The 13,692-nt window shown below is 69.9% G+C and carries 13 protein-coding genes; 7 read left to right on the top strand and 6 right to left on the bottom strand.

The window, feature by feature from the left end; translation table 11 throughout:
- On the bottom strand, window positions 1-225 hold a 225-nt coding region (locus JOY88_RS00970; RefSeq protein ID WP_293499562.1), incomplete at its 3' end, for a TorF family putative porin.
- A 569-nt stretch (window positions 226-794) separates the two neighbouring features.
- Here JOY88_RS00970 and JOY88_RS00965 point away from each other — a divergent pair.
- The gene (locus JOY88_RS00965) at window positions 795-974 is read left to right on the top strand and encodes a hypothetical protein (protein ID WP_293499560.1); all 180 of its coding nucleotides are present in this window, start codon (window positions 795-797) and stop codon (window positions 972-974) included.
- On the opposite strand, the gene JOY88_RS00960 is transcribed toward JOY88_RS00965, so the two are convergent.
- From JOY88_RS00960 to JOY88_RS00945, 4 genes are all read right to left on the bottom strand, one after another.
- Window positions 971-1,561 (bottom strand): glycine zipper 2TM domain-containing protein, encoded by a 591-nt coding sequence (locus JOY88_RS00960; RefSeq protein ID WP_293499558.1) that lies wholly within the window; start codon window positions 1,559-1,561, stop codon window positions 971-973. The genes JOY88_RS00965 and JOY88_RS00960 overlap by 4 nt on opposite strands.
- Before the next feature lie 116 nt (window positions 1,562-1,677).
- Window positions 1,678-4,374, bottom strand: a complete 2,697-nt coding sequence (gene metH / locus JOY88_RS00955; RefSeq protein ID WP_293499556.1) for a methionine synthase — start codon at window positions 4,372-4,374, stop codon at window positions 1,678-1,680.
- Window positions 4,375-4,811: 437 nt separating this feature from the next.
- On the bottom strand, window positions 4,812-5,462 hold the full coding sequence (locus JOY88_RS00950) for a hypothetical protein (RefSeq protein ID WP_293499554.1): 651 nt from the start codon (window positions 5,460-5,462) through the stop codon (window positions 4,812-4,814).
- Window positions 5,463-5,564: 102 nt separating this feature from the next.
- Complete coding sequence (locus tag JOY88_RS00945) at window positions 5,565-6,845, bottom strand: S8 family serine peptidase (RefSeq protein ID WP_293499552.1); 1,281 nt, start codon at window positions 6,843-6,845, stop codon at window positions 5,565-5,567.
- A gap of 69 nt (window positions 6,846-6,914) precedes the next feature.
- Here JOY88_RS00945 and JOY88_RS00940 point away from each other — a divergent pair, with 69 nt between their 5' ends.
- Both JOY88_RS00940 and JOY88_RS00935 read left to right on the top strand, forming a co-directional pair.
- Complete coding sequence (locus JOY88_RS00940) at window positions 6,915-7,412, top strand: RNA polymerase sigma factor (protein WP_293499550.1); 498 nt, start codon at window positions 6,915-6,917, stop codon at window positions 7,410-7,412.
- Window positions 7,409-8,023 (top strand): hypothetical protein, encoded by a 615-nt coding sequence (locus JOY88_RS00935; protein WP_293499549.1) that lies wholly within the window; start codon window positions 7,409-7,411, stop codon window positions 8,021-8,023. Before JOY88_RS00940 ends, JOY88_RS00935 begins: the two co-directional genes overlap by 4 nt.
- 84 nt (window positions 8,024-8,107) lie before the next feature.
- On the opposite strand, the gene JOY88_RS00930 is transcribed toward JOY88_RS00935, so the two are convergent.
- Entirely contained in the window at window positions 8,108-8,740 is a 633-nt protein-coding gene (locus tag JOY88_RS00930; RefSeq protein ID WP_293499547.1) for a TetR/AcrR family transcriptional regulator, read from the bottom strand.
- Between the two features lie 105 nt (window positions 8,741-8,845).
- Here JOY88_RS00930 and JOY88_RS00925 point away from each other — a divergent pair, with 105 nt between their 5' ends.
- The 4 genes from JOY88_RS00925 to JOY88_RS00910 form a co-directional block, all read left to right on the top strand.
- Window positions 8,846-10,219, top strand: coding sequence for an NAD(P)-dependent oxidoreductase (locus JOY88_RS00925; RefSeq protein WP_293499545.1), 1,374 nt, complete (start codon window positions 8,846-8,848; stop codon window positions 10,217-10,219).
- Complete coding sequence (gene preA / locus JOY88_RS00920; protein ID WP_293499543.1) at window positions 10,212-11,519, top strand: NAD-dependent dihydropyrimidine dehydrogenase subunit PreA; 1,308 nt, start codon at window positions 10,212-10,214, stop codon at window positions 11,517-11,519. Before JOY88_RS00925 ends, preA begins: the two co-directional genes overlap by 8 nt.
- Window positions 11,520-11,529: 10 nt before the next feature.
- Window positions 11,530-13,029: a CoA-acylating methylmalonate-semialdehyde dehydrogenase gene (locus JOY88_RS00915; protein WP_293499541.1), complete on the top strand. Its 1,500-nt coding sequence runs from the start codon at window positions 11,530-11,532 to the stop codon at window positions 13,027-13,029.
- A 16-nt stretch (window positions 13,030-13,045) separates the two neighbouring features.
- A partial coding sequence (locus JOY88_RS00910; protein ID WP_293499539.1) for a cytosine permease occupies window positions 13,046-13,692 on the top strand: 647 nt, incomplete at its 3' end.

Here is a 13,692-nt window from a genome sequence, read left to right as displayed (position 1 = left end):
CTTGATCGTCGAGGCCCAGCTGCCGATGTAGAAGCCACTGGGGTCGGCGTAGTCGATGCCGCCCTGCAGCGCCGGCTTCAGGCGGGTCTGGCTGATGCCGCGGTAGCGGTACTCGCTGACCACGCCGACGTTGAACGACAGCGGATCCGGTGCCGGCTCATCGGCGGCGAAGGCCGGCAACGCCGCGAACAGCGCCAAAACGAGCGGCGAAGGGGACAACTTCATGGCGGGGCTCCTGGTCAAAGTGGGGATGGCATTCCCCCGAGCCGTTGCAGCTTCCGTGCCAAGCCTGACACCTTGGCCACCCGCACGAATCTGGGCCGCCCGCGCCCGCCGACCGGGGGGGGCGCACCAAACTGGACCGGATCGCGGCCGAAATGGCACCTCGGGAGTGCATCCTTGGGAAAGGCAACCGCCGGGCCGGAGGGGGCCAGGCTGCCCGCCTCAGCTCCAAAGCCGCCCCCTTCCCCGACGCTGCCGGGATTTCGGCGGCTACGGCGATGGGTCCTCTGGCCAACGGCGCGTCTGCAAATGCGTTTGTGGCAGCGCCCCAGTCGCGGCACTGCGGCCGAACAGGGTCTGTCGTTGCTCAGCAAGCGTCAGCGCAAGGATGCCGAGGACGTGTTGGCCAGCCGTCGGACGGCGCGCAGTCTCTGGGTCGTCCAGAAGGGCGATCTGGCCACACCTTCACGCCCAACAGGACGTCGGAGTACGACCAGGTGCGCACAGGATGGTGAAACCTCCCAAAGGCGGGGCTGACCTCGTTGCCTCGCGCTGCCCTTGCATCGATCCCGTTGTTGGGCAGTCCTGTGCTGGTCATCCCGTCGTGCGAGCTGCGAGGCCTGGCGCCCGGCGCAATCGCCACCGCGCGAGCGGCGGCGGCGCGGGCGAAGACCTTGCTGGAGCGCTCGGCCGAGCAGCTAGGCTGGTCGGCGCACAGCGTCCATCGCGTGCTGCTCGGCGCCGCGGCCTAGCTACGCACGAAACCGTTCTCGGTGAGGCGGACCTCGTCGCCGACACGCAGGCCGGGGTCGGCACTGCGCTCGAAGCGGCGCATGCGGCCATCGGCCTCCTTCACGTGCACGACCCAGACGGTGTAGGTCTTCTGGTTCTTCTCGATCTCGTTGCCTGCATAGCCGCCGGCGACGGCGCCGCCCACGGTCGCCAGCTTGCGGCCAGTGCCGCCGCCCACCATGTTGCCCAGCAGACCACCAACCACGGCGCCGCCCACGGCGCCCACGCCGCTGGCCTTGCCGTGGCGGCTCTCGGTATGCACATCGGTCACACGGCCGCAGCTGCGGCACAGAGCCGGCTGGGCCTGGCTTTCGACGATGGGCGCCGCCGGCCTGACGTCCGACCTGACTTCGGGTTTGGCATCACGCAGGGTTTCGCGCGCGGGCTCGGCGCTGGCAAGGCGCTGGGCCGCAGGGGGCGGCGCCTCGACCACGGACTCGCTGCCCTGGGAACGCCCCACCGCGTAGGCGGCGCCCAGCAGCGCCAGCACGACGGCCACAGCGGCGACGATCTGGGTGGACTTGGCAGGAAGGGTAGTGGTCGACATGGGGCCTCCGCGATGTTTTTGAGATAGCCCCAGCATGCCCAGGCGGGGCCGGCGCCCGCGTAGGACGATGCCGCGGCGCCGCGTCGGCAAGGTAAGCAGATGCTGCCGGCGCGGCGTCAGCCCAGCAGCGGCGCCAGCGCGCGGCGCGCTTCGGCGTCGCTGAGGCCGCAGCGGGCGGCCCAGTCGGCGAGCTGGTCGTCGGCTATGCGGCCCACGTTGAAGTAGGCTGCGTCGGGGTGGGCCAAGTAGAAGCCGCTGACGCTGGCAGCCGGCGTCATGGCCATGCTGTCGGTCAGGCCCATACCGATCTCCTCTGGCACCAGAACCTTGAACAGCTCGCGCTTGGCCAGGTGGTCCGGGCAGGCCGGATAGCCCGGCGCCGGGCGTATGCCCTGGTACTTCTCGGCAATCAGCTCGTCGTTGCTGAAGCCTTCCGCCGGCGCATAACCCCAGAACTCGCGGCGCACGCGCTCGTGCAGCCATTCGGCCGCGGCCTCGGCAAGGCGGTCAGCCAGGGCTTTGAGCATGATGGCCGAGTAGTCGTCATGGTTGGCGAGGAAGTCGGCTTCCTTCCTGTCGACGCCCAGGCCAGCCGTGACGGCAAACAGGCCCACATGGTCGCCCTCCTCGGCGACGAAGTCGGACAGGCAGCGGTTGGGGCGCTTCACGCCGTCGACCACGGGACGCTCGCTCTGCATGCGCAGGCCGTGCCAGGTCATGGGCGGCTCACTGTGGATGGCGATGTCGTCCTCGTCAACGCGCGCCGCCGGGTAGAGGCCGAAGACGGCATGCGCCTGCAGCCAACGGCCGTCGATGATCTTCTTCAGCATGGCCTGCGCGTCGGCGAATACTTTGCGCGCCTCCACGCCGACGATCTCGTCGTCGAGGATGGCCGGGTAGGGGCCGGCCAGGTCCCAGGTCTGGAAGTAAGGCCCCCAATCGATGTACTTGGCCAGCTCGGCGAGGTCCAGATTCTTCAGCACGCGGCGGCCGGTGAACTTCGGCGCCGGCGCTACGCGGGCGAGGTCCAGCGTCGCCTTGTTGGCGCGGGCCTGGGCCAGCGTGACCAGCGGCGTCTGCTTCTTGCCGGCGTGCAGCGCCCGGGTCTTCTCGATGTCAGCGCGCAGCTCGGCGATGTAGGCTGCGGCGCGCTCGTCGCTGAGCAGCTCGGAGCACACGCCAACGGCGCGGGACGCATCGGGCACGTAGACCACCGGACCCTCGTAGTGCGGCGAGATCTTGACGGCCGTGTGCACGCGGCTGGTCGTCGCGCCACCGATCAGCAGCGGCATGTGGCGCGACGCGAAATAGTCGTCGCGCTGCATCTCGGCCGCGACATGCTGCATCTCTTCCAGGCTGGGCGTGATGAGGCCGGACAGACCGATGATGTCCGCGCCCTCCTCCTTGGCTTTCTTGAGGATGTCCTGGGCCGGCACCATGACGCCCATGTTGACGACCTCGTAGTTGTTGCACTGCAAGACCACCGTGACGATGTTCTTGCCGATGTCGTGCACGTCGCCCTTGACCGTCGCCATGACGATCTTGCCCTTGCTCTTGACGTCGCCGCCGGCGGCCTCGAGCTGGCGCTTTTCCTCCTCGATGTAGGGCACCAGGTGGGCCACAGCGCTCTTCATCACGCGGGCGCTCTTCACGACCTGCGGCAGGAACATCTTGCCCTGGCCGAACAGGTCGCCGACGATGTTCATGCCGGCCATCAGCGGGCCTTCGATGACGTGCAGCGGCCGGCCGCCCCTGGCTGCGATCGCCTGCCAGGCCTCCTCGGTGTCGGCGACGATGAAGTCGGTGATGCCATGCACCAGCGCATGCGACAGCCGCTCGTTGACGTCGCCCGCGCGCCAGGCCAGGCGGGCGGAGTCGTCCTTGCCGGCGCTCTTGGCGCGGTCGGCGATCTCGATGAGGCGCTCGCCGGCGTCGGGGCGGCGGTTCAGCACCACGTCCTCCACGCGTTCGCGCAGCTCGGCGTCGAGGTCGTCGTAGACGCCCACCATGCCGGCGTTGACGATGCCCATGTCCATGCCCGCCTGGATGGCGTGGTACAGGAACACGGTATGGATGGCCTCGCGCACCGGCTCATTGCCGCGGAAGCTGAACGACACGTTGCTGACGCCGCCCGACACCTTGGCGCCCGGCAGGTGCTGCTTGATCCAGCGCGTGGCCTCGATGAAGTCCACCGCGTAGTTGTCGTGCTCCTCGATGCCCGTCGCGATGGCGAAGATGTTTGGGTCGAAGATGATGTCCTCGGGTGGGAAGTCCACCTCGTCCACGAGGAAGCGATAGGCCCGCTCGCAGATCTCGATCTTGCGCGCGAAGGTGTCGGCCTGCCCCCGCTCATCGAAGGCCATCACGACGGCCGCCGCGCCAAACCGCTTCACCAGCCTGGCCTGGCGCCTGAACTCGGCCTCGCCCTCCTTCAACGAGATGGAGTTGACGATGCCCTTGCCCTGAATGCACTTCAGGCCGGCCTCGATGACCGCCCACTTGGACGAATCAATCATGATCGGCACGCGCGCGATCTCGGGCTCGCCGGCGATTAGGTTCAGGAAGCGCACCATCGCCGCCTGGCTGTCCAGCATGGCCTCGTCCATGTTGATGTCGATGACCTGGGCGCCGTTCTCGACCTGCTGGCGGGCGACGGCCAGTGCGTCCTCGAACTGGCCCGCCAGGATCATGCGGGCGAAGGCCTTGGAGCCGGTGACGTTGGTGCGTTCGCCGATGTTGACGAACAGGCTGCCGGCGTCGATGGCGACGGGTTCCAGGCCGGAGAGCTTGAGGGGGGGCGGCGACAGTGTCATCGATGGCGGTCCACGCAGGAGATCGATGAGCGCCGTTCGAAGAAAACGATCCGAGCCTGGGGGAATGGCCTGCCCAAGCCCTCTTCATGGCACCCGTTTCCCCGCAAGGCACTGGATGCAAGTCGCAAACCGCGGCCGGGCTGCACGCCCGGCAAGGATTTGCAACGCCGCAGTCACTGGCTTTGCTGGGCAACCCTAGGGCAAGGCATCCCGGGACCGCATGCATTGCTGCGCCACTTGCCCGCACATCGGTGCAGGCGGCGTGCCGCGCCTAGATCGCGGCCCTGGGATGCCTTGTGGGCACCATGAAGAGGCCTTGCGCAGGCTCCAGCCCTCGCAGCGCTCCTCGGATGAGGGAGGAATTCTACGCAGCCGGCCCTTCGTCGGCGGTCAATCCCGGCTTCAGTGGCCGCCCAGCCACCTGCCCTCGGACCGTCTCAGCGCTGCACGTCGCCCCGGGCCGCTGCATCCGCCGACACCGAGCGGTCGGCGCGCGAGGCCTGGGCCGAGGCCTTGCCGCCAGCCTGCGCGTGGCGACCGGCCGCCTGCGCGCCGGCATCGCCGCCCACGGGCTTGGCGGCACCGGTACCCATCCCCGCCGGGGCGGCAGGCGCCGCGGGCGTGGCCGGAGCGGGGGCCGTCGCCGCGCCATCGCCGTGACTCGCAGGGCCGCTCTGCATGCCGCTGCCCTGCCCGCCCAGGCTGCCGGCGACGCCATTGGCCTGGCCGCCGAGGGCCCCCTCCGCGCTGCCCGAGCCGCCGGCCGTGGCGCCGCCCTGGGATGCTGCCAGACCCTGGCCCGCGCCCCTGATCTCGGCCCCCTTGTCAGCCGCGTTCTGCTTCAGTTCGCCGGCCTGACCGCGCGTCTTGTCGACCGTGTTGCGGATCAGCGAGCCGTCCGGGCGCGTGGCGTTGCCGCTGGCGTGGCCGCCGATGTCGAGCTGGCGCGGCGACAGGCCGCCGGCCATCCCGCCGGTGAGACCGCCGCCCAGCAGGCCGGCGTGGGCGCTGGAAGCGAGCAGGCCGGCCGCCAGCGCGGCGCCGCCCAGCAAGACACGAAGAACGGGTGTATGACGGGTTGCAGACATGAGGGACTCCACTGTGTTCGAAGGGCCGGCCCACCCGGCCCTGTCATTGATCACAACGTGCCCCGCCACGACTTCCTTCCCGCGGCGATGTAACGCTTTGCATCAGCGCTGCTGGCGCGCCTGCAGCTGCTCCGGCACGACGCGCAACGCCTCGGCGACGAGGCCACGGCCGTAGACCGGATCGCGCCCCGGGGCGCCGAGGTCGACGGCCTTGGCGGCGACGCGCTCGATGGCGGCCGACGCGGCGGCCGGGTCGGGCTCGCGCAGCTCGGCCGCCAACAGCCCCGCCACGAGCGGCGCCGCGAAGGAGGTGCCGCGTGCCACGCCGTAGCCGCCGCCGCTGCGCGCCACGGCCATGTCCGCGCCCGGCGCGGCCAGCAGTACCTGCGGCCCCTGCGCCGCCTCGGGCAGCACGCGGCGCGAGGGATTCACGCCGGTCACGCCGACGACGCCGGCATAGGCCGCCGGGTACAGCGGCGGCGCCGCCGGCCCGTCGTTGCCGACGGCGGCGACAAGCAGGTGGCCGCGCCCCACGAGGGCCGCGACGCCCCGTTCCAGCAACCGGTTGGCCGGCCCGACCAGGCTGACATTGACGACGGCCACGCGCTCGCGCGCCATCCAGGCCAGCGCGCGCACGACGTCCTCGGCCGAGCCGCCGTCCGGCCGGTCGCAATAGACGTCGGCGGCGAAGAGCTCGGCCTTGGGGGCCGCACCGGCAAAGCCGCGCTCCCGCCCCACCAGCAATGAGGCGACCGCCGTTCCGTGCTCGCTCGGCAGCGCGCGTCCCTCGCAGCCGAAGCTGGCGCCGCCGGCTTGGCGCAGCGCCATGTGGCGGCGGTCCACGCCGCCGTCGACCAGGCCCACACGCAAGCCGCCGCGTGGCGGGCCGACGCCGGCCGCGGGGCCCGAGGCCACGTCGCCAGCGAGCGTGTAGAGATGATTGAAATCCGCCTGCAGCTCGGGCTGGGCCGCGTGCAGCCGGGTCAACGCTTCGGCCGTGTCCAGGCCCGCGGGCACGCGCAGCACGACCTCGCGCAGGCCCAGTTCGGGCCAGTCCTCGTCGCGCAGCTTCACGAGGCCGAGGCTCGACGCCGCGGCCAGCACCGCGTCGCCAGGCGAGACCAGCACCAGCTCGCCGCGACGCATGGGCTCGCCGGCGGGATCGGGCTCGACCAGGTCACGGTGCCGCAAAAGCAGCTCGCGTACGCTCGCCACCCGCTGCTCGGCCAGCCGCGCCGTCGACGCCACCAGGTCCGGCAATGGCGGCATGCGGTCCACGACGCCGGGCAGCCGCGATACGCCCGGCAGCGCCGGCAGGCGAAGCTGGGCCTGGGCGGGCAGGCCCAGCGCGGCGCCAAGGAGCAAGGTGAAGCAGACTTTCATGGTGTTTCTAGGAGGATAACGAGCGCCGCAGGGAAGAAAATCCGCGCGCCCTTCGTTGTCCCTGCATCGATGCCCGATTCGCTGCCCTCGCTTCGCCAGGAGATCGCCGCGCTGCTGCCGCGGCTGCGCCGCTTCGGCCGCACGCTCGCGCACTCGCGCGAGGACGCCGACGACCTGGTGCAGGTCGCCATCGAGAAGGCGCTGACGCACACCGACCGGTGGACGCCCGGCACGCGTCTGGACAGCTGGATGTTTCGCATCATGCAAAACGCCTGGATCGACGAACTGCGCGCCCGCGAGCGACGCGGCCAGACCTTGCTGCCCGAGGAGGCCGGCGTCGATGTGGGCGACGGCGCCGCGACTGGCTCGCAGCTCGACGCCATCCTCGTGCGCAAGGCCGTGGCGCGCCTGAGCGACGAGCACCGCAGCATCGTGGGGCTGGTGCTCATCGAAGGCCAGAGCTACCAGGAAGCGGCCGAGACGCTGGGCCTGCCGGTGGGCACCGTCACCAGTCGCCTCGCCCGCGCCCGCGAGGCCTTGCAAGCATTGCTGGGGGAATGGCCATGAGCCCGCAGAACGACGACGAGTTGCTGAAGGCCGAACGTCGGCGCATGGCCGCCGCCTTCGGCGGGATGTTGGACGAGCCCGTGCCGCAGCGGCTCCAGGCGCTGGTCGCCGAGCCCGCGCCGGCCGCGCAGGTCGTGAACCTGGGCGCCGCGCGCGCGCAGCGCCGCGGCATGCCGGCCTGGGTCACCCTGGGTGGCATGGCTGCGACGCTGCTGCTGGGCACGCTGATCGGCACGCGGCTGGCGCCGCCCGGTGGCGGCAACTCGGGCCGCCTGGTCGCCACGGGCGCTGTCGCCCATGCGCTGGAGCGACAGCTGGCGAGCGCGCCCGGCAGCGCTCCGGTGGCCGTGCAGCTCAGCTTCAGGGCCAGGGATGGTCGCTGGTGCCGCACCTTCACGACCGGCGGGTCGGCCGGCCTGGCATGCCGCGAGGCCGATGGCGCCTGGGCGCTGCAGCAGGTGGCGGCGGCGGACGTCGCGGCCAGCGGCGTCATGCGCCAGGCCGCCAGCGGCCTGCCGGCGTCGGTGCTGGCCGCCGTGGACTCCGCGATGGCGGGCGAAGCGCTGAATGCAGAACAAGAAAGGGCTGCGCGCGACGCCGGCTGGCGCTGAATCTCGTTCACGCTGCGGCGGTCCTTGCCTTCCCCTCGCGGCCGAGGCCGGGCGATCCGCAGCCCGGCAGCTGGGCGAGGGGCCTCAGACCTGCAAGCTGCGCCAGATCAGCCCGGTGATCAGCTCGCGCGCGGCCTCGAAGTCGGCATCCTCCAGGCCCGGCTTGTCCATGTAGAGGGCGAACTGCGGCGCCAGGTCGGCATAGGCCTGGGTGGACGACCAGAGCAGGAACATCAGGTGCGTGAAGTCCACGCGCTGGATGCGCCCCTCGGCCGCCCAGCGCTCGAAGCGCTCGACGTCTGCGTGCAGCAGCGGCATGACCTGTGCCTTCAGAACGTCCTGGTAGCGCGGCGCGCCGGCCATGATCTCGCGCGTGAAGACCGCATTGCCGCTGGGCCGCTCGCGGCTGAAGCGTAGCTTGACGGCGACATAGGTCTGGATGGCCTCCTCCGGCTCATGGGCCTCGGCGATGGCGCTCATGTTGGCCATCCATTCGCCCATCACGCTGTCCAGCACGGCGCGATAGAGGTCTTCCTTGCTGGGCCAGTGGTAGAGCAGGTTCTGGCGCGACAGGTCCAGCACCGCGGCAATGCTGTCCAGGCTGACCCCCTCGAAGCCGAAGCGCGCAAACTGGCGCTCGGCCTCGACAAGGATGGCCTCCTGCTTGCGCAGCGTGGCGGCGCGCGGCGTACGCGTCATGGGGGCAATGTCAGTCATAACTGCATTTTGAATGGGTGCACCAAACCGAGGCTGCGGGTTTTTACGCTTCGGTCAAGTTTTACTGAGTAGTAATGTTTGCCTGTTTTCGCCTGGGAGACTCCCGTGGACCTTGCAGATTTGACATCAGGCCGGCTCGCACCCGACGACTATGCCCGCAACTTTGGGGATGCCCATGCGCCACTGAGTCGCAGTCAGGCACTGATCGAGGCCGAGCGTTGCTACTACTGCCACGACGCCCCCTGCCAGACGGCCTGTCCCACCGGCATCGACATCCCCAGCTTCATCCAGCGCATCGCGCAGGACAACCTGCGCGGCGCGGCCGAGGCCATCCTGACAGCCAACCCGCTGGGCGGCATGTGCGCACGCGTCTGCCCCACCGAGGTGCTGTGCGAGCAGTCTTGCGTGCGCCACAGCCACGAGAGCAAGCCGGTGGAGATCGGCCTGCTCCAACGCTTCGCGGTAGAGGCTCACTTCGCCAATCCCGGAGCCAGGCCGCTGTTCGAGCGGGCGCAGCCTAGCGGCCGGCGTGTCGCCGTCGTCGGCGCCGGGCCGGCGGGGCTGGCGGCTGCTCATGGCCTGGCGTGGCGAGGCCATGAGGTGACGCTGTTCGACGCGGCTCCCAAGCTAGGCGGCCTCAACGAGTACGGCCTAGCCACCTACAAGGTCGCCGGCGACTTTGCGCAGCGCGAGATCGCCTGGCTGCTGAGCATCGGAGGCATCACGCCGAGGCTGAACTGCCGGCTCGGCCGCGACATCACGCTGGATGGCCTGCTGGAAGGGTACGACGCCGTCTTCCTTGGCCTGGGCCTGGCCGGCGTCAACGCGCTGGGCATCGCCGAGCCCGAGTTGCCGGGCCTGCGCGACGCGGTGGACTTCATCGCCGAACTGCGCCAGAGCAGGCCCGAGAACGTGGCCGTGGGCCGCAAGGTCGTCGTCATCGGCGGCGGCATGACTGCGGTGGACGCGGCCGTGCAGAGCAGGCTGTTGGGCGCAGAGCAGGTGACCATGGTCTACCGCCGCGGGCCGGACGGCCTGTCGGCCTCCACGCATGAGCAGCATTGGGCACAGACGCATGGCGTGAGCATCCGCTGCTGGGCGCGTCCGCTGGCGGTCGAGGCCGAGGGCGGCCGGCTGCGCGGCATGCGCTTCGCGGCGACCCAGCTCGAGGGCGGCCGGCTGGTGGACACCGGCGAGCAGTTCATGCTGGAGGCCGACATGGTGCTGCGCGCCATCGGCCAGACCTGCGACGCCACGCCGGCCGGCACCGCCATCGAGTTGCAGTCGGGCCGCATCAAGACCGACGCCGATGGCCAGACCAGCCTGGCCCGCGTCTGGGCCGGCGGCGACTGCCGCGCCGGCGGGCGCGACCTGACCGTGGAAGCCGTGGAACACGGCAAGCGCGCCGCCATCTCCATCGACCGCGCCCTGGGGCTCACCACCGCCCGTCACCTCGACAAGGAGGCCGCCCATGGCTGACCTGAGCACCGATTTCCTGGGTATCAAGAGCCCCAACCCCTTCTGGCTCGCATCTGCGCCGCCGACCGACAAGGAGGTCAACGTGCGCCGCGCCTTCGAGGCGGGCTGGGGCGGCGTGGTCTGGAAGACGCTGGGCGAGGACCCGCCGGTCGTCAACGTCAATGGCCCGCGCTACGCGACGCTGTGGAGCCAGGACCGCCGCGTCATCGGCTTCAACAACATCGAGCTGATCTCCGACCGGCCGTTGCAGACCAATCTCGACGAGATCCGCCGCGTGAAGCGCGACTTCCCGGACCGGGCCATGATCGTCTCGCTGATGGTGCCGGTGAACGAGCAGAGCTGGAAGGCCATCCTGGCCCGCGTGGCAGACACCGGCGCCGATGGCGTGGAGCTGAACTTCGGCTGCCCGCACGGCATGAGCGAGCGCGGCATGGGCTCGGCCGTGGGCCAGGTGCCGGAATACATCCAGCAGGTCACCGAATGGTGCAAGCAGCACACCCGGCTGCCCGTCATCGTCAAGCTGACGCCCAACATCACCGACGTGCGCTACCCCGCACGCGCCGCCAAGGCCGGCGGCGCGGACGCGGTCAGCCTGATCAACACCATCAACTCGGTGATGGGCGTGGACCTGGACCGCATGGTCATGAGCCCATCCACCGACGGCCTGGGCTCGCACGGCGGCTACTGCGGCCAGGCCGTCAAGCCGATCGCGCTGAACATGGTGGCGGAGATCGCGCGCGACGCCACCACGGCCGGCCTGCCCATCTCGGGCATAGGCGGCATCACGACCTGGCGCGACGCGGCGGAGTTCATCGCCATGGGCTGCGGCACGGTACAGGTCTGCACGGCCGCCATGGTCTACGGCTTCAAGATCGTGCAGGACATGTGCTCGGGCCTGTCCAACTTCATGGACGAGAAGGGCTACGCCAGCCTGGCGGATTTCCAGGGCCGCGCCGTGCCCACCGTGAAGAACTGGAACCAGCTCAACCTGAACCACGTCGACAAGGCCGTCATCGACCAAGGGAGCTGCATCCAGTGCGGCCGCTGCCATGTGGTCTGCGAAGACACCTCCCACCAGGCCATCTGGGCCACCAAGGACGGCAAACGCCACTTCCACGTCAACGAGGCCGAGTGCGTCGGCTGCAACTTGTGCGTGTCGATCTGCCCCGTCCCTGGCACCATCACGATGCGTGCCCTCCAGCCGGGCGAGACCGATGCGCGCACCGGCCGCGTCATCGATGGCTCCTACGCCAACTGGACCACGCATCCGAACAATCCGATGCGCCAGAGCTGCGCCTGAAGGAAGAGCGATGAGTCACTACGAAGTCGGGCACTGGATCGCCGGTGCCGTCACGCGCGGCACCGGCACGCGCCAGCAAGACATCCACAACCCCGCCACCGGTGCCGTGCAAGGCCAGCTGCTGCTGGGCAGCGCGGCCGACCTGGACGCCGCCGTGGCTTCCGCTACGCAAGCCGCCAAGGTCTGGGCGCAGGTGCCGCCGCTGGCCCGCGCCCGCGTGCTGTTCAAGTTCCTGACCCTGCTGCAGGAGCGCCGCGAGGAACTCGCCGACGCCCTGGTACGCGAGCATGGCAAGACGCTACCCGACGCACTGGGCGAGGTGGCGCGCGGCATCGAGGTCGTCGAGTTCGCCACCGCCATGCCGCAACTGTTGAAGGGCGAGTACACCGAGCAGATCGCCCGCGGCATGGACGCCTGGAGCATGCGCCAGCCGCTGGGCGTGGTGGCCGGCATCACGCCGTTCAACTTCCCCGCCATGGTGCCGATGTGGATGTACCCCATCGCCATCGGCTGCGGCAACGCCTTCATCCTCAAGCCCAGCGAGCGTGACCCGTCGGCCTCGCTGCTGATGGCGCGCTGGCTGAAGGAGGCCGGCCTGCCGGACGGCGTGTTCAGCGTCATCCAGGGTGACAAGGACATCGTGGACGCCATCCTGGCCCACCCCGGCATCGCGGCCGTCAGCTTCGTCGGCTCCACGCCGGTGGCCGAGCACATCTACAAGGTCGGTTGCGCCCATGGCAAGCGCGTGCAGGCACTGGGCGGCGCGAAGAACCACATGGTGGTCATGCCCGACGCCGACCTGGACGGCGCCGTCGACGCGCTGATGGGCGCAGCCTATGGCTCGGCCGGCGAGCGCTGCATGGCCATATCGGTGGCCGTCGCGGTGGGCGACGTTGGCGACAAGCTGGTCGCGGCGCTGGCCCCCAAAGTCCGCGCGCTGAAGATTGGCGAAGGCCACCAGGCCGGCGCCGAGATGGGCCCGCTGATCACGCGGGCGTCCCAGCAGCGTGTCGAGAAGCTGATCGGCGAAGGCATAGCGGCCGGTGCGAAGGCGGTCGTGGACGGCCGCAGCTACAAGGTCGCGGGCCACGAAGACGGCTTCTTCGTCGGCGGCACCATCCTGGACGGCGTCGGCGCCGACATGAGCTGCTACACAGAGGAGATCTTCGGCCCCGTGCTGTGCATCGTGCGCGTGCCGGACCTGGCCGCAGCCATCGCACTCATCGAGGCCAACGAGTACGCCAACGGCGTGGCCATCTTCACCCGCGACGGCCATGTTGCACGCGAGTTCGCGCACCACATCCAGGTGGGCATGGTGGGCATCAACGTGCCGCTGCCGGTGCCCATGGCCTTCAACAGCTTCGGCGGCTGGAAGCGCAGCCTGTTCGGCGACCACCACGCCTACGGCCCCGAGGCGGTGCGCTTCTATACCAAGCACAAGGCCGTCATGCAGCGCTGGCCAGACAGCACGCCGAAGGGCCCGCAGTTCGCTTTCCCTCAGAACACCTGACTAGAACGGAAGCACCATGACCGATCCCACGCTGAGCAACCCCGATCTGATCCCGACGACGGCTGCCCAGCGAACGTGGCGCTGGTGGCACTTCGCCGCGCTGTGGGTGGGCATGGTCATGTGCATCCCGGCCTACACGCTGGCGGCCAGCCTCATCGAGTCGGGCATGAGCTGGAGCCAGGCCGTGGGCACGGTGTTCCTGGGCAACCTCATCGTGCTGGTGCCCATGCTCTTGATCGGTCACGCGGGCGCCAAGTACGGCATCCCTTATGCGGTGCTGGCGCGCGCCTCCTTCGGCACGCGCGGCGCGCGACTGCCGGCGCTGCTGCGGGCGCTGGTGGCCTGCGGCTGGTACGGCATCCAAAGCTGGTTCGGCGGCCTGATGATCCTCAGCCTGGTCACCACGGCGCTTGGGCATGCCCCAGCCGACACGCCGATCACCTGGCTCGGCGCCAGCCTCAGCCAGTTGACCTGTTTCCTGGTCTTCTGGGCCCTCCAGCTCTACTTCGTGCTGCATGGCATCGAATCCATCCGCTGGCTGGAAACCTATACGGCGCCGATCAAGATCGTCATCTGCCTCGCGCTGCTGGCCTGGGCCTACATGACGGCAGGCGGCTTTGGGCCCATCCTCGACCAGCCGTCGCAATTCGTCGAGGGCGGGGC

It is taken from the genome of Roseateles sp. (assembly GCF_019237615.1).
Taxonomy (GTDB): Bacteria; Pseudomonadota; Gammaproteobacteria; order Burkholderiales; family Burkholderiaceae_C; genus Pelomonas.
This window is presented reverse-complemented; position numbering and strand designations above follow the sequence as displayed.

Bases quoted from the DNA above. Each gene is read 5' to 3' on its own strand.
- JOY88_RS00960 (WP_293499558.1), bottom strand. From the start codon at position 1,561: ATGTCGACCACTACCCTTCCTGCCAAGTCCACCCAGATCGTCGCCGCT.
- metH (WP_293499556.1), bottom strand. From the start codon at position 4,374: ATGACACTGTCGCCGCCCCCCCTCAAGCTCTCCGGCCTGGAACCCGTC.
- JOY88_RS00950 (WP_293499554.1), bottom strand. From the start codon at position 5,462: ATGTCTGCAACCCGTCATACACCCGTTCTTCGTGTCTTGCTGGGCGGC.
- JOY88_RS00945 (WP_293499552.1), bottom strand. From the start codon at position 6,845: ATGAAAGTCTGCTTCACCTTGCTCCTTGGCGCCGCGCTGGGCCTGCCC.
- JOY88_RS00940 (WP_293499550.1), top strand. From the start codon at position 6,915: ATGCCCGATTCGCTGCCCTCGCTTCGCCAGGAGATCGCCGCGCTGCTG.
- JOY88_RS00935 (WP_293499549.1), top strand. From the start codon at position 7,409: ATGAGCCCGCAGAACGACGACGAGTTGCTGAAGGCCGAACGTCGGCGC.
- JOY88_RS00930 (WP_293499547.1), bottom strand. From the start codon at position 8,740: ATGACTGACATTGCCCCCATGACGCGTACGCCGCGCGCCGCCACGCTG.
- preA (WP_293499543.1), top strand. From the start codon at position 10,212: ATGGCTGACCTGAGCACCGATTTCCTGGGTATCAAGAGCCCCAACCCC.
- JOY88_RS00915 (WP_293499541.1), top strand. From the start codon at position 11,530: ATGAGTCACTACGAAGTCGGGCACTGGATCGCCGGTGCCGTCACGCGC.